A 17,586-nucleotide genomic window follows, 5' to 3' on the forward strand; every position below is an offset into this window, starting at 1 on the left:
TCAGTGCAGCATCAATCTGATCGGGTCTCGCTGTGCATGGCCTGTCTCTATGGAGAGAGACGGCCAGGTTCAGTCGGGAGTCACCGTTGATACATCACTCTTTATCTGTAAACGGTCAGCAGCCCAATGGGGGGAGTGCGGACGCGTTCAGGGCCCTGCTGTGTTCTGTCAGGTGCTGTTTTTAGGCAGTTTTCTGGTTCACCAGGCATACCAATAATTATCTGGAGATATACAAGGTGCATTCATCCATCCAAAGTCCTACGGCTGTGCCTGCTGGTCGGGACGGAAACGGAGATCTCTATAAGAAGATCATCTGGCGTCTGATCCCATTTTTGTGTTTTTGTTATTTGGCTGCTTATCTGGATCGTATCAATGTCGGCTTTGCCAAGCTGCAAATGCTCGACCATCTGCAGTGGAGTGAAACGGCCTACGGTCTGGGTGCGGGCTTGTTCTTTTTGGGCTACATCCTGTTCGAGGTACCCAGCAACCTGATTCTGGAGCGTGTGGGCGCCAAGCTGTGGATTGCCCGCATCATGATTACCTGGGGCATCTTGTCTGGCCTGACCATGTTTGTCACCACACCCACGCAGTTCTACATTCTGCGTTTTGTGCTGGGTGCGGCAGAAGCGGGTTTCTTGCCAGGTGTGTTGTATTACCTGACCTTGTGGTTTCCCACTTACCGGCGCGGCAAGATCATTGCCTTGTTCATGATCGGTCTGCCTTTGTCCAGTGTGATTGGTGGTCCTTTGTCCGGCTGGATTATTGGTCACTTTGATCATATGAATGGCTGGCGTGGTTGGCAGTGGCTGTTTCTTTTGGAAGCGATTCCCAGCGTGCTGCTCGGTATTCTGACTTTCTGGGCCTTGCCGAACAGTTATCAGTCTGCGCAGTGGCTTAGTCAGGAAGAGAAGTCTCGTCTGGCTGCGGATCTGGCTGCTGATGATGCCGAAGGCAAGGGCGTCAAGCACAGCTTTAAAGATGGTTTCTTCAACCTGAAAGTGTGGATGCTGGGTGGGATCGACTTCTCTATTCTGTTGGGCACATACTCCATCAGTTTCTGGATGCCGTCCTTTATCCGTGCGGCGGGTGTGCAGGATCCTTTCCAGATTGGTTTGATGACGGCCATTCCATCGCTGGCCGGTGTCGTGGGCATGTTGATGATTGGTGCCAGTTCGGACCGTTGCCGTGAGCGTCGTTGGCACTTGATCGTGCCGCTGACCATCGGTGCGATTGCCTTGGTTGTCAGTACCTTTGTGGCCCATCACGCCTGGTTGACTGTGCTGGCCTTTACGGTTGCCTCGGCCGTGATCATGGGGGCTGTGCCTGTGTTCTTCAGCTTGCCAGCGACGTTCCTGAAAGGTACCGCTGCGGCAACCGGTTTTGCTCTGGCATGTTCCTTGGCCAATATTGCTGGCTTGGTCAGTAACTCCCTGATTGGTTGGGTAACCGACCTGACAGGCTCGGGCAGCGCCGCCTTGTGGCTGTTTGCCGGTAGCTTGATGGTGAGCTGCTTGTTGGCGTACGCCTTGCCAGCTAAACAGGTGAACCGCTAAGTTGTTGTTTGTTCCTGTTGTCTGAAACACAAAAAACATACCCGGCTGATGGCCGGGTATGTTTTTTGGTTACGGCGTGTTGGGTACGCCGCCTTGCTGAACCAGGTCGGCGGGCTTGTGGCCAGACTCCGATCCGATTCAGGCAGAAACTTGGCTATCTTGCTGCAACCAGGCTTGCAAGTCAGCCGTTTCGTATAGAACCTGTGCGCTCAGCACGCGCAAGCCGTGCGGACCACTGTCCAGGATGCGGTGCTCACCTTTGGCTTGTTGCAATTCCAGTTCGCTGTCAGGCAGTGTCATCAGGTGGCGGGCTACGGCAATCAGTTGTTCAGGCGGGCAGCAGGGGCTGGACTCAAAGTGTCCGACTTCTTTCCCGTTTTGGCGAATGATCAGGCGTAATGGATTCATGATGTTGTTGCCGTATCGGAGACGGGCCAGTAAAAGTTGTTGGGTGTGGCGCGTGCACCAAAAATGGCTTGTCCAACACGCACAATGGTAGAACCTTCGGCAATAGCGACTTCATAGTCGCCCGACATACCCATGGACAGTTCACGGATGTTTTCGGCGTGGGCAATATCGTTGCGTAACTGATCGCGCAAATTGCGCAGCAGGGCAAAACAAGGCCGTACCCGCTCCGGGTCGGCATCCATCAAGGCCAAGGTCATCAGGCCTTTGACTTTCAAGGCAGAAAACTGGGGAAGCTCGCGCACGAACGCGTGTACTTCTTCGGGGGGTAAACCGAATTTGCTGTCCTCGCTGGAGGTGTTTACCTGCACGAAGACGTCCAGGCTGCGGCCTTCAATTTGCAGGCGGCGATCTAGTGCCTCCGCAGTCTTGAGCTTGTCCAAGGCATGAAATTCAGAGGCAAAGCGCGCAACGGACTTGGCTTTATTGCTTTGCAAGTGTCCAATAACAGCCCATTCTAAATCTGGCAGCTCTTCGCGCAGGGCTTCGTACTTGCCTTCGGCTTCCTGCACCTTGTTCTCGCCCAGCAAGCGGCAGCCGGCTTGGTAGGCCAGACGGATGCGGTCAATCCCGAAGGTTTTGCTGACAGTCAGTAAACGTACGTCGCCAGCAGCACGTCCGTAGCGCAGGCAGGCGGCATCGATTCTTTGTTGTACCAGGGCAATGCGTTCCCGAAATGCCTCTACACTGGTGGAGGTGGGATAATGCTCGGTGTGAAGTAGATCAGGGGCGGATTCGGACATGGCGCACCAGTAAGGAAGAAAAAAAAGATAAACTCGACCCTGCGGGTCGCGCATAAACTATTATGTCATAGGTCAAAATGAATATCCAGGGAAGCAATGCGAAGGAACTTTTCGATGATATCCGACAGCAAGTGGCACTGGGGCGAATTGCTCCGGGCCAGATTCTGCCGCCGGTACGCGAACTGGCTCAAACACTGGGATTGAACCGGAACACGGTTGCCCTGGCATACAAACGCCTGGTCTCTGCCGGGGTGGCCGATGCACAAGGCCGTCGAGGGACACGGATTCGTGAGGCAATCCGGGAGCTGGCACGCGAAGGACATGGCGCCAGTTCGGCCTTGCAGGATCTGGCCAGCGGCAATCCGGCGTTGGGTTATTTGCCTGCGCCCACCCAGTTAACGGCCGGGGTGCGGGGTCAAGCCCAGGCTTTGTACGGTGCCGATCCCCTGGTGCCTGAGTTGCGTGCTGTGTGCCAACAGGTGTTCCATAAGGACACGCCATCGGAATCTGATTATCACGTCAGCTATGGTGCGGTCGATGCGATCGAGCGTTTGCTGCAAGCCTTTTTGCTGGCGGGCGATAAAGTCGGGATTGAAGACCCCGGTTATTTGAACAGCATCAACTCTGTGCATACGCTGGGCTATAAGCCCGTCGGTATTGCCGTTGATAGCGAAGGGATTGTGCCGGCTTCGCTGGAAGCCGCGCTGGAGGACGGCCTGCGTGCCTTGATTTTGACCCCGCGTGCGCACAATCCCACAGGATGCTCCTTGAGCCGTGCTCGCGCCAAGCAGATCGAACAGATCCTGAAGCAGTATCCCGAATTGTTGTTGATGATTGATGACCACTTCTGGATGCTGGCCAGCAGTCCATACCGCAACGTGATTCCTGCCGATCACTTGCGTTGGGCCCTGATCCGTTCCGTATCCAAAGGTTTGGGTCCGGATTTGCGTGTGGCTTTGGTCGCGTCGGATCTGCAAACCAGCGAGCGTTTGTCGCAACGTTTGGCCTCCGGTGCCCAATGGGTCAGCCACCTTTTGCAGCAAATGGTCGTGCACGGTTTGACAGATGCCCAGATCAAGGCGCAGACCCGTATTGCGCAAGCCGCCTATGTACAGGCTCGCGCCGATTTGATACATGCCTTGAAAAAGCACAGCATTCCTTTTTGGGATAGCGAAGAAGGCTTCAATCTGTGGATTCCGCTGGATCGGGAAGCCGAGCCGGTATTGGCAGGATTGGCCGCACGTGGCTGGTTGGTTCGATCCGGACAAGTCTTTGGCGTGAGCAATCCCGCTCAGGGCTTGCGTGTCAGTTTTGCAAATCTGGACACCAAAGACGCCCAACGTTTTGCAACCGACTTGGCTCAAGTTCTGCAAGAACGCTATTAGTCACTACCTTGCTGCTTCTAATGAGGTAGCAAGATAGTGACCTCTCTTACGCGCCCATTCAGATCGTTAAAAGGGGCGCTATTTTTATGGGTGCAAGACTGTTATTTGGCCGGGCGATTGCTGATCCATTGCACCGCCAGCACACTGCCCATGACTAAAATAATGCCCAGCAGGCTGGAGCCTGTCATGGCCTGACCCAAAATCAGCCAACCCAGAATGACAGCAGTCAAAGGGCTAAGCAGACCCAACGAGGACACGGCCACAGAGGGTAAAACGGCAATACCACGGAACCACAGGGTATAGGCCAGTAGCGCACCGATCAGACACAGGTAGAGATAACCGCCGATTTGTACGCTGCTCAAGGAGCTGTCCAGTGGTGGATCCAGCCACAAGGCTAGCGGGGCAAGCATCAAACCACCGAGCATCAATTGCCAGGCCGTGAAGGCCAGAATCGGCATGCCACTACGCCAGCGATGCGACAGGTACGTGCCCATGGCCATGCACAAAGCCCCGACAATGGCCGCGATCATGCCCCAGGTATCCCATTGGCTCTCTGGCGATAGCAGCAAAATGCCCATGCCGATAATGCCGACCACGCAAGCGAGCAAGGCCAGGGTGACCGGGCGCTTGCCTTCCAAAGCCCAGGCCAGTGCAATCACGACCAAGGGCTGAGCGGCCCCCACAACAGCGGCCAGGCCACCCGGCAGGCGGTAGGCGGCTACGAATAGCAGTGCCTGAAATGCGCCAATATTCAAGGCTGCCAGAATCAGAGTCTTGCCCCAGTCACCTCGGGCAGGCATGCGTCGGCTCCACAAGAGCAGCATCACGCCAGCGGGAAAGCAACGTAAAAAGGCCGCGATAAAAGGGCGGTCGGGCGGCAGAATTTCTGTGGTCACAATGTAAGTGGAACCCCAGATGGCGGGGCCCAGGGCGGTCAAGGTCGTCACCAGCCAAAGAGACAGTCGGTTCATGGTAAAAGTATCTTGATGTCGAGATAAATGTCAGTGTAGGGGCGATTTATCTTAATATCAAGATAAATATTGAAATCGAGAAATCATGAGCGAAGAACACGACGCGGTAGACCTGATCATCAATCAGTGGCGCGAACAACGGCCAGACTTGCAGAATCTGGACGCCATGGCCTTGCTGGGCCGCATGACGCGCTGCTTTCAACTGGTCCAAAAACAGATGAGCGACAACTTCAGGCGACATGGCCTGCAGTTGGGCGAGTTTGATGTGCTGGCCAGCCTGCGCCGCTCCGGCCCGCCGTATACCTTGGCACCCACGGCCTTGTTTTCTTCCTTGATGGTCAGCTCCGGCACCATGACGCATCGTTTGCAGGGTCTGGAAAAGCAGGGTTTGATCGAGCGCATTGCGGACCCGGAAGATGCCCGCCGTATGCTGGTGCGCTTGAGTCCTGCGGGTTTGGCCTGTGTGGATGCCGTCGTGGTGGAGCATTTGGCCGCCGAGGAAAGTTTGCTGCAAGGGTTGGATACTACGCAGCGGCAAAGCCTGGATAGCTTGTTGCGCGACTGGATGCGTTTGTTGGAGTCGCGCCCGGCTTGAAGGAATGCTAAAGTAGCTGGATATATACACAGCCTGCTTATGACTCTGCCCGAGCTTCCTCCTTTTTACTATCTGCATAATTTCCATCAGGTTTTGCAATGGGTTCAGCACGCCAGTGCCGACCTGCTGGAGCCTGAGCACGTTCAATGCGGCCATCGATTTGTGTATGCCTCCCAGCCTGCGCAAGCTTTATTGGTGCGCTTGTTGATGCGTAAAGGCCCGGTGTTTCGTATCGACAAGCTGCGTTATGCCGAAATCGACGATCTGGATGCAGCAGTACAAGAGCTGGCGGATAGTGAACTGATAGAAATCAGTCCCGAACTGGATCTGGAAACCTTGTTTGCTGTCCATACGGTGCCTGAGCTGCGCCGTTTGTTCAGTGATCTGCCAGCCACCGGGCGCAAGTCGGATTATCTGGAGTGGATTGCTCATTTGCACGGCGAACAGGCACGGCCCTTTCGGGAGTGGTGTACAGATCCTACGTTACAGGCTCCCATGCTGCGCCTCTCACCGCAGGTCATGCATTGGGCACAGCGTTTGCAACTGCTGTTTTTTGGCAATCATTACCAGGATTGGTCGGAGTTCGTGCTCAGTGATCTGGGCTTGTACCGCTACGAAACCGTAGTTCTGGATCAGGCCAGTCGAGCGTTTCGCCATACTGAGGACGTGCGTCTGTATGAAACCTTGTCCGAGTTGCGTGAGGCACAGGATGAGGCCGATCCAAAGCTCTGGGCCCAACGCTTTGCCGCCGTCCAGGCCATTGAGACTGACAGTGATTGGCTTGAACGACGCAAAGCAAAAACGCTGTTTCAACTAGGCCAGCAAGCCGAGCGCCAGCATTGGTGGCCCTTGGCCGAGCAAGCCTATTTGCAGACCCATTGGCCAGGAGCCCGTTATCGCCAATTGCGGGTGCTGGAGCGTCAGGACAAGCATCAAGTAGCCTGGCCCTTGTTTTGTCAGGCGTGGGCGCAGCCCGAAAATGAGAGTGAAGCCCAGAAGCTACTGCGTATGCTGCCCCGTCTGCGTCGCAAACTGGCAGTAGAAGCGCCGCCCAGCTTGCCATTCACTAAGCCCATAAGCCGCACGCAACGGAGTGATCTGGTTTTGTTCGATGACGGCAGTCGGGTCGAATCCCAGGTGCTGGCCCATTGGGACAGCCCTTCGGCTCCGGTGTTTTACGTAGAAAATGCCTTGTTTCCGGCCTTATTGGGCTTGTTGAGCTGGGATGCCATTTTCGCTCCCTTGCCCGGCGCATTTTTCCACCCTTATCAAGCCTGTCCGGCCGATTGGGGTAACCCGGATTTTGTGTTGCGCAGGCAAAACTTGTTTGATCAATCTTTAAGTGTGTTGGACGGTGCAGACTATAAAACCGTGATCTGGCGACGCTGGCAGGAAAAGCGCGGTATACAGTGTCCCTTGCTGATCTGGCCCGCCTTGGATGAATCCTTGATCGAGCAGGCCTTGCATTGCATCCCCGCCCAGCATTTACAGCTGGTGTTCAAGCGCATCTTGCAGGATTGGCGGGACAACCGTTCCGGCTTGCCGGATTTGGTGCGTTTCATGCCTGCCCAGCAACGCTATGAATTGATTGAAGTAAAAGGCCCCGGAGACCGTTTGCAGGATAACCAGCGACGTTGGTTAAGTTATTTCGAGCAGCATGCCATCGCTGCGCGTGTTTGTTATGTGACCCGGCCTGAGTCGTCATGAAAGCCTGGACGGTTGGTGTACGCGCCTTATGTGAGTTTACCGCCCGCAGCGGCGATCTGGACCTGCGTTTCACGCCTGCGGCTACCGCGCAAGAAGGTATCGTGGGCCACCAGCAGTTAAAGCTGCGTCGTCCCGCACACTATGAAGCCGAAGTTCCCCTGTCATATGAGATGGAAGGGCTGTTGGTGCGTGGCCGGGCCGATGGGTTTGATCCTGTCAGCAATTGCCTGGAAGAGCTGAAAACCTATCGTGGTGCTTTTGATGCCATTCCCGAGCACCATAGACGCCTGCATCAGGCCCAAGCCAAGGTCTATGCTGCCATGTTGTGCCAGGAGCGCGACTTACCGGGGATGACAGTCAGCGTGGTGTATTACCACGTGGACAAGCACAAAGAGACCAGCCTTTCCGAGTATCTGGAACGCGCGGATCTGTGGGCCTTCTTTGAGCAGCACTGTCGCGCGTATGTAGCGTGGGGGCGGCAGGAGCAACAGCACAGGATCGCGCGCGATCAGGCTTGTACTGCTTTGCAATTCCCCTTTGAACAGTTTCGTGCAGGTCAGCGGCAACTGGCGGTGGCTGCATTTCGGGCGCAGCGCGATGCACAGTGCCTGTTAGCGCAAGCCCCCACGGGTATCGGCAAAACTTTGGCAGTCATATTTCCCGGCCTGAAAGCCATGCCCGAGGCGGGGCTGGACAAGCTGTTTTATCTGACGGCTAAAAACTCGGGTCGGCAAATGGCGCTGGACGCCTTGCAGCGTTTAAGTCCGGAAGGCGAGGGTGCATGGCGGGTGCTGGAGATGGTGGCCCGCGACAAGCAGTGTCCCAACCCGGATAAAGCCTGCCATGGCCAGTCCTGTCCCTTGGCCGAAGGTTTTTACGACCGCCTTCCCGCGGCTCGTCGGCAAGCTCTGGAGCAACCCATCTTGAATAGCTCGCGCCTGCAGCAAGTGGCCAGTGAACATCAGGTCTGCCCCTATTACTTGAGTCAGGAAATGCTGCGGTGGGCAGACGCTATTGTGGGCGACTATAACTATTTTTTCGACACGTATGCAGTGTTGCATAGCCAGACCTTGGTTCAGCAGTGGCGCAGTGCTGTGCTGGTAGACGAGGCTCACAATTTGGTCGAACGAGCCCGTTCCATGTACTCCGTATCTTTCTCGCAAATGCAGTTACGTATGGCGCGTAAAGCCGCGCCTTCGGCCTTGAAGCGTCATTTTGCGCCGTTGACTCGTTTGATGGAGGGTCTGATCCCCGAGGAGGGCGGTGACCAATGGGGGCTGGAAAAAATCCCGGAGGATTTGCTTGAGCAGTGTGAATATCTGGCCGCCCGCCTAGGGGCTTATGTGGCTGAAACCCCCATGCCGCAAGACAGTCCCTTGCTGCAGTTTTATTTCGAGCTGCTGTACTTTGTGGACCTGGCCGGACAGTTCGGCTCGCATTCCTTGTTTGATATTTTGGCGCAGCGCGAGGGTGTACTTCTGAACCTGCGCAATATCGTGCCTGCCCCGTTTCTGGCCGAACGTTATGGCGATGCGCACGGCGTCGTGTTGTTTTCTGGGACCATGAACCCCTCACCGTTTTATCGTGATGTCTTGGGTTTACCGCCCAGCACGGCAGAGGTGAACGTGGCATCCCCTTATCGGGCCGAGCAGTTGCGAGTCCGCCAATATGAGGGTCTGTCTACGCGCTATGCCGACCGGGCTCAGAGTCTGAGCAGGGTCTGCGATATTGTCGGGCAGGCCTATCAGGAGCAGCCGGGCAACTATCTCTTGTTCTTGAGCAGCTTTGATTATCTGGAGCAGGTCAGCCAGGCCTTGCAGGAACGCTGGCCGGATATGCCGCTTTGGCATCAGCAGCCGGGTATGAATGATCTGCAAAGAACGCAGTTTCTGGACCGCTTTACGCTGGACGGGAGGGGAGTGGGTTTGGCCGTGCTGGGTGGGGCGTTTTCAGAAGGGGTGGATTTACCTGGTAAACGCTTGATCGGTGCTTTTATTGCCACCTTGGGTTTGCCGCAATGGAACCCGGCCAACGAGTCTGTGCGGCATGTCATGGCCCGGCTCTTTGGGGAGCGGCGGGCCTATGACTATACCTATCTGTATCCGGGGCTACGCAAGATTACACAGGCCGCGGGTCGTGTGATTCGTGATGAGCAGGATCAAGGTTTTGTCTATCTGCTGGATGAGCGTTATGGGCAGCGGCGGGTGCAGCAGTTGTTGCCGGACTGGTGGCAAATTGAGCAGGTGCGGACTGACGCTCGTTTTGGGCAATGACCTCGGTAATGATTTGCGCGGTGGCGGCTGACAGCGTCCAGCCCAGGTGACCGTGGCCGGTGTTGTAGTACACGCCAGGGCGGCTGCCTGCTTTTACGCGCGGCATCATGTCCGGCATCATGGGGCGCAGCCCTGCCCACGGTACGACACGATCGGTAGCGGCATCGTGGAAGTTGCGGCGGGTCCAGTTCGTCAGCGGGGCGATACGGTCGGCGCGAATGTCCTTGTTGGCGCCGTTGTATTCCGCCGTGCCGGCCACACGCAGGCGGTCCTTGCCCAGGCGGCTGGTCACAATCTTGGCTTCTTCGTCCAGCAGGCTGACCCACGGGGCGGCATGTTGGGCTTCGGGTGTATCCAGGTACACCGAGATTGAATAGCCTTTGACGGGGTAGATATTGATGTAGTCGCCCAGCATATGAGCCAGATGACGGCTGCCTACGCCAGCGCAAACTACCAAGGAATCGACGGACAGGGTATGGGTGTGGGCTTGCGCGCCTTCACCCGTACGCAACTGGATGCGGTGCGGTGGGCCGCAATCAATACCCAGGACTTCTGTATCTTGCAGGAACTTCACGCCGCGTTTGGCGCAGGCATCGGCCAGACCACGTGTGTATTTGTGAATATCGCCCGTGGCGTCCGAAGGCGTAAAGAAACCGCCGTAGTAGGTGCCTTGCAAGGCAGGTTCAATCTGGTGAATTTCTTCATTGGTGACCGTGCGGCGCTCCAGGCCCCCTTTGTGCAGCAACTGGCTGACTTTCTTGCCAGACTCAAAGCCACCAGGGGTGTGGTAGATATGCAGAATGCCGCGCTGTTCCAGGTCGAAATCAATGTTTTCGTCCTTGGCCCATTGGTACAGATTCTCGCGGGCGGCAATAGCCAGCTTGACGGTGTCCACGGTGTTGCGCTCGTAGCCGGAAATCGCGCCCACAAACTGCGCCATCCAACTGTATTTGTGCCAGCTTGGCTTGGGGTTGAACAGCAGCGGGGCGTCTTTGCGCATCATCCACTTCAAGCCCTTGAGTATGGTGCTGCGGCTGTTCCAGACTTCGGCATTGCACGCGGACAACTGCCCGCCGTTGGCGAAGGAAGTTTCCATCGCGGGGTAGCGCAGGCGGTCGATAACGGTAACTTGATAGCCTTTCAGGCTGAGGGCGTAGGCGGTGGTGATTCCGGAAATACCGGCACCAATGACGGCAATATGCGACATAACAGGCTCCTGACAGGTGAATTACCACCGAATAGTGGCAATACCCCATCTGTCCTGTGACCTGAGAGTTTATCCAACCTGCATGTTTGGTTGGGCTCCTTCGGTGGGCGTCAAACGCCGCTCTCCAGAGTGTCGGGCTGGTACGATCCTTTTGCCTGAGAGATTCCGGGGTGGTTGCTCCGTCGGCGCCTGACTGAACAGGTCTCTTTCATACCGCCTGTAGTGACGCAACTACAGTAGCTGTGCTTGCCAAAGTATGCAATCAGGGTAAACCGGGAGCTGTGTACGACTGCTTGGCGATTGCTTTTTTGCGGACTTGGTCCAAACGGTAATGCGCACCCAGACTGTATGGCCGATCCAAGGCTGCCTGGGTCAGTAGCCAGGCCGTATCCAGTTGGAGGCTCAGGGTGTGTTGCTCCAGGCTGCGGGGGAGCGCATTGATTTGCTCGCGCCAGTCGCCAAGAGTGTGTAGGGCATAGCCTAGGCCTTGGTGACTACGTAGCAAGCCGACATGCTCTTGCATCAAGCTACGCAAGGCGGGCAGAGAAGGAGTCTTGCTTAAGGATGAGCTTATGTTTGCCTCTGTTGATGCTGTAGTCGCTGCTACCGTCGCTGTCTCAGGGATCAAGGCCGAACTCGGAAGCTTATTGCTTGCCGCAATGGTTTGCGCAACTGCCCGCCCCATGACAACACACTCCAGCAAGGAATTGCTGGCCAAGCGATTGGCCCCATGCAAACCTGTGCAAGCGACTTCACCCACGGCATACAAACCGGGCACGGTCGTGCGGCCAGACAAATCCGTTTGAATCCCTCCGCAGCTATAGTGCGCAGCAGGTGCAACTGGCACCCAGTCCTGGCGTAAATCCAAACCCCGGCGTAGGCCTTCTTCCAGGGCTTTCGGGAAATGCTGCTGCAAAGTGTCCGCACCAAGATGGCGTACATCCAGCCAGACATGGCTACTTCCTTCTTGCCGCATCTGCGCTGCGATAGCACGCGACACAATATCGCGCGGCGCCAGCTCGGCCCGAGCGTCGTAGTCCGGCATGAAGCGGCGGCCTTGCTTGTCCAGCAGATGTCCTCCTTCACCACGCAAGGCTTCGGTCAGTAGAAAGGTCGGGCCCTGAGCATGCAGGCAGGTCGGATGAAACTGCACAAATTCCAGATCGCGTATCGCAGCACCCACGCGCCAGGCCAAGGCAATCCCTTCGCCCAAGGCGCTGTCAGGATTGGTGCTGTGCGCATACAGACTGCCCAACCCACCTGTTGCCAACACCACGTGGTCAGCCACAATGGTTTCGTAGCGGCGGCTGTGTTTGTCGTAGATATCCACGCCCGCCACCGCGCCTTGTTCGTTGCGGCGTAGGGCTAGCGCCAGGCAGTCCGTACGCTGCTGGACATGAGGGGCTTGAGCCAATTGGGGAAACAGAGCGTGCATGATGGCGTAACCGCTGGCATCGGCTGCGTGTACGATGCGTCGCTGACTGTGCCCACCTTCGCGAGTCAGATGCAATTGGCCATCTTCCGTTCTGTCCAGAGGAACCTGCCTTTCCAGTAACCAATGCACTGCAGCGGGTGCGGCTTGCAGAATTCCGCGTACCGCTTCCTGATCCGAGTGCTGCGCACCGGCTTCCAGTGTGTCTTCAATGTGTTGTTCCAGACTGTCTTCGGCATTGAGTGCGGCGGCCAGACCGCCCAAGGCCATGGGGCTGGCCCCGCAAGGCGTGGGGGTACTGCTGAGCAACGTTACCTGCATCGAGGAGGGCAAGGACAGGGCCAGACTGGTACCCGCCAGTCCCGCGCCGATGATTAGCACCTCCGTCTGTGTTGAGCCTGCTTGCATCAAGCGGCTCCTACATGCTGGAATTGCTGGCTGTGTTCGGCCAAGTCCGTGCTTACGCGCAGATTGTTTTGCAGTGCAGCAGCAAAATCCATCATGCGTTGCAAGGAACGTCGTGCGCCTTCACGCAGGTCAGGGTCCACTTGAATACCAGGACCTGCTTGACTCAAGCGTTGATGCAACGCCTCCAGACTGTTCAAAGCCATCCAGGGGCAAAAGGCGCAGCTTTTGCAGGTGGCGCTTTCGCCCGCTGTGGGAGCAGCCAGAAAGGTTTTACCCGGCGCCTGCTGGCGCATGGCATGCAAAATCCCTTGATCAGTGGCGACGATAAAGATGCTGGCAGGATGGTTGATGGCAGCGCGCAGCAGTTGCGTTGTTGAGCCAACCACATTTGCCAGCGCCACGACAGAGGCGGGCGATTCGGGATGCACCAGTACTTGGGCATCGGGGTGCTCGCTCATCAAGGCCTTCAATCCATCGGCCTTGAACTCGTCATGGACCAGGCAGGAACCTTGCCAGAGCAGCATGTCTGCGCCGGTTTGCTTCTGAATATAAGAGCCCAAATGACGATCTGGTGCCCACAGAATCTTTTTGCCTTGTGCGTGTAAATGCCGCACGATGTCCAGGGCGATAGAGGACGTTACCACCCAGTCCGCCTGAGCCTTGACGGCTGCGCTGGTATTGGCATACACCACCACTTCCCGGTCTGGGTGCGCAGCACAGAATTGCTTGAAATCCTCGGGCGCGCAACCGAGATCCAGCGAGCACGTTGCCTCGTCATGTACAGCCAGTACGCGCTTTTCAGGGCTCAGGATTTTGGCAGATTCAGCCATAAAGCCCACACCGGCCACCAACACCGTGCTGGCCGCATGCTCCTGCCCAAAGCGTGCCATTTCCAAAGAGTCACCCACGCAGCCCCCGGTTTCCAAGGCCAGATCTTGAATATCAGGATCTGTGTAGTAGTGGGCGACCAGTACGGCGTCTTGTTCCTTTAACTGCTTGGCCAAGGTTTGTTTCAAGGTGGCCTTATCGCTTTGCAGGTTGAGTTTGGAAGGGACCTCATGCCAGGCAATCTGACGGCTCAACGCGTCTTTAGCGCCGGGCTGACAGACATCAATGGGGAAATGCTGAATCATGTTCGTCCTTGATGCTCACTTTGAGCATAAGTGGATTAAAAAAATGGGAAATATGACTTTTTGAGCGAAAAGAAGAGTGTCTCTATTGTTATGCTTTTTTTGAGCATAAATAAAAAATCGGTGTTCTGCAAGCACAAGAACGGGAGAGGGGAAGAAAAAAGAGGGGTGCCCCGCTTTGGACTCTTGGGCTCAAAGCGGGGAGAAAACCCTTTAAGGCGCAGGGTTCGGGGTGTGATGATGAATCGCGTTGATCTTGGTGATCAGCTCATCACTTAATTGAACATCCACACTGGCGATGTTTTCACGTAGTTGCTCCAGCGTGGTCGCACCGATCAGATTGCTGCTGGTAAAGGCTTGTTGGTTCACCCAGGCCAAGGCCAGTTGGGTGGGCGTCAAACCGTATTCGCAAGCCAGCTCGTTGTAGGCCAGCGCGGCCTCACGGGCACGAGGGGCATCGTAGCGGGTGAAGCGCTTGTACAAGGTCAAACGTCCTTTTTCGGGACGCGCACCGTGGTCATACTTACCCGTCAACACGCCCATCGCCAACGGCGAATACGCCAGCAGACCCAGGCCCTCATAACGGCAGAATTCGGATAGCCCCTCTTCAAACACGCGGTTCAGCAGGTTGTAGGGGTTCTGGATCGTGGCAATCAAAGGCAGAGAGCGGGAGCGCGACAACTCCAGAAAGCGCGAGACACCCCAGGGTGTTTCATTGGACACACCGATGTGACGCACCTTGCCTTGACGCACAAACTCGTCCAGTACCGAGAGGGTCTCTTCGATGGGGATGGTGTCTTCTTCTTTCCAGGGGTAGCTACGTTGCCCGAACGTCACTGTACTGCGATCTGGCCAGTGCAACTGATACAGGTCCAGATAGTCTGTTTGCAGCCGACGCAGGCTGTCATGCAGGGCTTGTTCCAGATTCTTGCGATCCAGGCTGGTGCCGCCATTGCGGATATGGCCAGGGCGCTTGGGGTCACGTTGGGGACCGGCGATTTTGCTGGCCAGAACAATGTCCTTGCGGCGGCCGGTTTTAGCCAGCCAGGTGCCGATATAGTGCTCGGTCAAACCTTGTGTGGCCGCCATGGGGGGAACAGGGTACATCTCGGCGGTATCCACCAGATTCACACCCAGTTCCAGGGCAAGGTCCAACTGAGCGTGCGCATCGGCCTCGCTGTTTTGCTCCCCGTACGTCATGGTGCCCAAACCAATCAGGCTGACGTCCAGGTCTGTATTGCCCAGCTTGCGGTATTTCATTTACTTCGACTCCCGAAAACGCAGGGCCGGGCGGCCCTACAAACCGTGCATGGTAGCGTATTTAGCCAGCCTGCCGCTGTGCCGATTGAACAGATTCTTCATAAAAAAAACATCGCAAGTTATTTGCGATGGCTTTGCGTTGAGGCACGACTGTAGTGCCGAGCTGTTTCAGGCCGCCTCATCATGCTCCGGCAAGGCAGGGGGTGCAGGTAGTGGACGATTCGGCAGCAAAGGCAAACCGTGCTTGCTGCGCAAACGCTGGCAATCCACATTGGGGCTGCCATCCAGTTCCCAGATTTGGTAGTCGCGACAAGGGGTGGGGCGATCTGGATAAATCGCACAATGAATCCCAGGCTGGCCTAAGGTGCCACGTAAAGCAATACAGCGACCTTCACCTTGCTCTGTCCCCTTCATACAAGCGCGTAATGGGCCAACCTGAGTGGTCAACTCGACAGGCACCGTACCGCCTGTTTCGCCGCTTAGCTCACCGCTGTAAAAAGAGACCCGAAAATGGGAACAGCACACGCCGCAGCTTAAACAGGGGTTTTCATCAAAAATCTCGTCATTGGGTGGCGTATAAAGCACCGATTCCAATGTGGTTTCCTGAGTGCCGGGTAAATCCAGGAATTGAGTCGGGGTAGGCGGGAGAGAAGAGCAAGTCATGTGCGTAGGTGTCCCGTAGCGGCCGCAGATCCGTTTCAGACGAGATCGATGATCTGCAGGCGTAAAGCAATTATTTTATTTTTGCCCGAAGAACTTGAATAGAAAAATCGTGTGGCAGTGGGGTAGCTTGATGCTGGCTGGAGACAGATTGTGTGTATCTATATGTTTCATCACTCTGCCGAGACAGGAGGGACGTGAATTTTTGAAAACCTGCCTGTTTTTTCATTTAATTCTTATAAAACAAAGAATTGCGATACTTTTTTATCTAAGAGGCTACTTTTGTAGAAGAATCATAAAAAAAAGATCACCTTTTTTTATATAAAAACACGAAATAGTGTTGACAGCCTCATAGGGAAGATCTATTATTTCATTTCTTCACCGCAGGCGGTTAGCTCAGTTGGTTAGAGCGCTACGTTGACATCGTAGAGGTCGCTGGTTCGAATCCAGTACTGCCTACCAGAATACATGCACACAGCTCCAAGCTGTGCCAAGAAAAGCCCCAAAGATCAATGCTTTGGGGCTTTTTTGTTGCCCAGCGTTCCAAGCTGTGCCAAGCCCCGCTAAGGTATTTTGGGGGCATGAATGGGGGAGGGCATGGCTATTTTGGCGCTTTCTCCAGTTGTTCGTTCAGGTAGTCTGCCCCCCCCATTGGTTCAGCGATCTTTGTACTTCACCTTACGTCACAACATACCGAGATATAGCAAAAAAATGCGCTGCGCTGCCAGCCAGCACGAATAGATGCCAAATACCGTGCCAATGACGAAAGCGTTCGTCAAACACAAAGAAAATGATTCCGGCGGTATAAATTGCGCCACCTGCTGCCAACCAGGAAAAGCCCTGCGGGCCCAAATTGGAGGCCAGTGGCCCTAACGCCAACAATACAATCCACCCCATAACGGCATAAATCACCAGGGACAATCTGCGTGCCGGCGAACGAGGGCGGATATCCTGCAGGATGCCAATCAGTGCCAAGCCCCAGACCACACCGAACAGACTCCATCCCCAAGGCCCTCGCAGCGTGACCAGGCAGAAGGGCGTGTAGCTGCCCGCAATCAGCAAGTAGATGGAAAAGTGATCCATCTTGCGAAATACGTTTTTGGCTCGTCCCTTGAAGCAGTGGTACAGGGTGGAGATCAGGTAAAGCAGGATAAGTGTGGCGCCATAGATGGCCGTGCTGGTGATGCGCCAGGGATCACCGGTAAAACTGGCCATGACAAGCAACCAGGATACGCCGCCCACAGCCAGAACTGCACCGATCAGATGGGTCCAGGCATTGAATCGTTCACCGTAATACATGATTTTTTCTTCTCTCCAGGTAGGTTGCATGTACATTGCATGACCGTAGTCGTAAGGGGAAAGCGTAGTGGATAAATCAGGGTCTCGCATTGGTGTTTATCAAGTCCTCGCCTAGGTACGTGGTTTAGCGTACCGAGACGCTCAGGTAAACCCTAATTTCTGCTGAACCTGCCCGGCCCTAGGATAAGAACAGCGCGACGTGCGTTCTTGTTCAGGGAGGAGAATCATGAAGTTTGTGCTTTATAAAGACAAAGGTGGCGAATGGCGGTGGCGATTTAAAGCGGCGAATGGAAATATTATTTGTGTCAGTTCGGAAGGCTATACCAGCAAGCAGAGCGCGCAAAACAGTATTGAATCCGTGAAGAAAGGGATACCCGATGCTCCGGTTGTCGAGGAGTAGATGAGAAACCCGTGCCGCCTGCCTTCGTCATTCAGGTGGGCGGACGTCAACGTGTGTCCGTTTGCATTGGTATCTCGGGCTTTGCCGCTGGCACGCCC

14 protein-coding genes, 1 tRNA gene, 1 pseudogene and 1 riboswitch are annotated in these 17,586 nt (G+C 55.6%); of the genes and pseudogenes, 7 read left to right on the forward strand and 9 right to left on the reverse strand.

Annotation, left to right across the window (positions count from 1 at the left end; translation table 11 throughout):
• Nucleotides 1-236 precede the first annotated feature (236 nt).
• A complete protein-coding gene (locus ACDI13_RS16490) occupies nucleotides 237-1,553 on the forward strand; it encodes an MFS transporter (RefSeq protein WP_316991142.1) in 1,317 nt (438 codons plus the stop codon).
• A gap of 138 nt (nucleotides 1,554-1,691) precedes the next feature.
• Here ACDI13_RS16490 and ACDI13_RS16495 read toward each other — a convergent pair whose 3' ends face one another.
• Nucleotides 1,692-1,961, reverse strand: coding sequence for a hypothetical protein (locus ACDI13_RS16495; RefSeq protein WP_316991141.1), 270 nt, complete (start codon nucleotides 1,959-1,961; stop codon nucleotides 1,692-1,694).
• Nucleotides 1,958-2,761, reverse strand: a complete 804-nt coding sequence (locus ACDI13_RS16500) for a YggS family pyridoxal phosphate-dependent enzyme (protein ID WP_316991140.1) — start codon at nucleotides 2,759-2,761, stop codon at nucleotides 1,958-1,960. The genes ACDI13_RS16495 and ACDI13_RS16500 overlap by 4 nt, the downstream gene beginning before the upstream one ends.
• 77 nt (nucleotides 2,762-2,838) lie before the next feature.
• Between ACDI13_RS16500 and ACDI13_RS16505 the strand changes: the two genes are divergently transcribed.
• Nucleotides 2,839-4,146 carry an aminotransferase class I/II-fold pyridoxal phosphate-dependent enzyme gene (locus ACDI13_RS16505; protein ID WP_316991048.1) on the forward strand — a complete coding sequence of 436 codons (1,308 nt, stop codon included), beginning with the start codon at nucleotides 2,839-2,841 and terminating at the stop codon, nucleotides 4,144-4,146.
• Nucleotides 4,147-4,247: 101 nt separating this feature from the next.
• Here the strand turns inward: ACDI13_RS16505 and ACDI13_RS16510 are convergent, their stop codons facing one another.
• The gene (locus ACDI13_RS16510; protein ID WP_316991049.1) at nucleotides 4,248-5,117 is read right to left on the reverse strand and encodes a DMT family transporter; all 870 of its coding nucleotides are present in this window, start codon (nucleotides 5,115-5,117) and stop codon (nucleotides 4,248-4,250) included.
• 85 nt (nucleotides 5,118-5,202) lie between these two features.
• On the opposite strand from ACDI13_RS16510, the gene ACDI13_RS16515 reads away from it, so the two are divergent.
• The 3 genes and pseudogenes from ACDI13_RS16515 to ACDI13_RS16525 all read left to right on the forward strand — a co-directional run.
• Entirely contained in the window at nucleotides 5,203-5,712 is a 510-nt protein-coding gene (locus ACDI13_RS16515) for a MarR family transcriptional regulator (protein WP_316991050.1), read from the forward strand.
• Nucleotides 5,713-5,751: 39 nt separating this feature from the next.
• The gene (locus ACDI13_RS16520; RefSeq protein ID WP_316991051.1) at nucleotides 5,752-7,419 is read left to right on the forward strand and encodes a VRR-NUC domain-containing protein; all 1,668 of its coding nucleotides are present in this window, start codon (nucleotides 5,752-5,754) and stop codon (nucleotides 7,417-7,419) included.
• Between the two features lie 797 nt (nucleotides 7,420-8,216).
• Nucleotides 8,217-9,593 (forward strand): annotated as a pseudogene (locus ACDI13_RS16525) (ATP-dependent DNA helicase); the annotation flags it as partial.
• On the opposite strand, the gene ACDI13_RS16530 reads toward ACDI13_RS16525, so the two are convergent.
• From ACDI13_RS16530 to ACDI13_RS16550, 5 genes are all read right to left on the reverse strand, one after another.
• Complete coding sequence (locus tag ACDI13_RS16530) at nucleotides 9,538-10,899, reverse strand: D-amino acid dehydrogenase (protein WP_316991052.1); 1,362 nt, start codon at nucleotides 10,897-10,899, stop codon at nucleotides 9,538-9,540. The pseudogene ACDI13_RS16525 and the gene ACDI13_RS16530 overlap by 56 nt on opposite strands.
• A gap of 133 nt (nucleotides 10,900-11,032) precedes the next feature.
• Nucleotides 11,033-11,120, reverse strand: a riboswitch (glycine riboswitch).
• Between the two features lie 41 nt (nucleotides 11,121-11,161).
• The gene (gene nadB, locus ACDI13_RS16535) at nucleotides 11,162-12,739 is read right to left on the reverse strand and encodes an L-aspartate oxidase (RefSeq protein ID WP_316991053.1); all 1,578 of its coding nucleotides are present in this window, start codon (nucleotides 12,737-12,739) and stop codon (nucleotides 11,162-11,164) included.
• Nucleotides 12,739-13,872 carry a quinolinate synthase NadA gene (gene nadA / locus ACDI13_RS16540; RefSeq protein ID WP_316991054.1) on the reverse strand — a complete coding sequence of 378 codons (1,134 nt, stop codon included), beginning with the start codon at nucleotides 13,870-13,872 and terminating at the stop codon, nucleotides 12,739-12,741. Before nadA ends, nadB begins: the two co-directional genes overlap by 1 nt.
• Before the next feature lie 210 nt (nucleotides 13,873-14,082).
• The gene (locus ACDI13_RS16545) at nucleotides 14,083-15,129 is read right to left on the reverse strand and encodes an NADP(H)-dependent aldo-keto reductase (RefSeq protein WP_316991055.1); all 1,047 of its coding nucleotides are present in this window, start codon (nucleotides 15,127-15,129) and stop codon (nucleotides 14,083-14,085) included.
• A 168-nt stretch (nucleotides 15,130-15,297) separates the two neighbouring features.
• Nucleotides 15,298-15,714, reverse strand: coding sequence for a YkgJ family cysteine cluster protein (locus tag ACDI13_RS16550; RefSeq protein ID WP_316991078.1), 417 nt, complete (start codon nucleotides 15,712-15,714; stop codon nucleotides 15,298-15,300).
• A 460-nt stretch (nucleotides 15,715-16,174) separates the two neighbouring features.
• Here ACDI13_RS16550 and ACDI13_RS16555 point away from each other — a divergent pair.
• Nucleotides 16,175-16,251 (forward strand) — tRNA-Val (locus ACDI13_RS16555).
• A 216-nt stretch (nucleotides 16,252-16,467) separates the two neighbouring features.
• Here ACDI13_RS16555 and ACDI13_RS16560 read toward each other — a convergent pair.
• On the reverse strand, nucleotides 16,468-17,088 hold the full coding sequence (locus tag ACDI13_RS16560; protein ID WP_316991056.1) for a hemolysin III family protein: 621 nt from the start codon (nucleotides 17,086-17,088) through the stop codon (nucleotides 16,468-16,470).
• A gap of 226 nt (nucleotides 17,089-17,314) precedes the next feature.
• Here ACDI13_RS16560 and ACDI13_RS16565 point away from each other — a divergent pair, with 226 nt between their 5' ends.
• Entirely contained in the window at nucleotides 17,315-17,488 is a 174-nt protein-coding gene (locus tag ACDI13_RS16565) for a YegP family protein (RefSeq protein WP_003800466.1), read from the forward strand.
• Nucleotides 17,489-17,586: the final 98 nt, after the last annotated feature.

It is taken from the genome of Alcaligenes faecalis, from assembly GCF_041521385.1.
Taxonomy (GTDB): Bacteria; Pseudomonadota; Gammaproteobacteria; order Burkholderiales; family Burkholderiaceae_B; genus Alcaligenes; species Alcaligenes faecalis_E.

Excerpts from the sequence above, each read along its gene's own strand:
- ACDI13_RS16495 (WP_316991141.1), bottom strand. The coding sequence starts at position 1,961 with ATGAATCCATTACGCCTGATCATTCGCCAAAACGGGAAAGAAGTCGGA.
- ACDI13_RS16500 (WP_316991140.1), bottom strand. The coding sequence starts at position 2,761 with ATGTCCGAATCCGCCCCTGATCTACTTCACACCGAGCATTATCCCACC.
- ACDI13_RS16505 (WP_316991048.1), top strand. The coding sequence starts at position 2,839 with ATGAATATCCAGGGAAGCAATGCGAAGGAACTTTTCGATGATATCCGA.
- ACDI13_RS16510 (WP_316991049.1), bottom strand. The coding sequence starts at position 5,117 with ATGAACCGACTGTCTCTTTGGCTGGTGACGACCTTGACCGCCCTGGGC.
- ACDI13_RS16515 (WP_316991050.1), top strand. The coding sequence starts at position 5,203 with ATGAGCGAAGAACACGACGCGGTAGACCTGATCATCAATCAGTGGCGC.
- ACDI13_RS16520 (WP_316991051.1), top strand. The coding sequence starts at position 5,752 with ATGACTCTGCCCGAGCTTCCTCCTTTTTACTATCTGCATAATTTCCAT.
- ACDI13_RS16530 (WP_316991052.1), bottom strand. The coding sequence starts at position 10,899 with ATGTCGCATATTGCCGTCATTGGTGCCGGTATTTCCGGAATCACCACC.
- nadB (WP_316991053.1), bottom strand. The coding sequence starts at position 12,739 with ATGCAAGCAGGCTCAACACAGACGGAGGTGCTAATCATCGGCGCGGGA.
- nadA (WP_316991054.1), bottom strand. The coding sequence starts at position 13,872 with ATGATTCAGCATTTCCCCATTGATGTCTGTCAGCCCGGCGCTAAAGAC.
- ACDI13_RS16545 (WP_316991055.1), bottom strand. The coding sequence starts at position 15,129 with ATGAAATACCGCAAGCTGGGCAATACAGACCTGGACGTCAGCCTGATT.
- ACDI13_RS16560 (WP_316991056.1), bottom strand. The coding sequence starts at position 17,088 with ATGTATTACGGTGAACGATTCAATGCCTGGACCCATCTGATCGGTGCA.
- ACDI13_RS16565 (WP_003800466.1), top strand. The coding sequence starts at position 17,315 with ATGAAGTTTGTGCTTTATAAAGACAAAGGTGGCGAATGGCGGTGGCGA.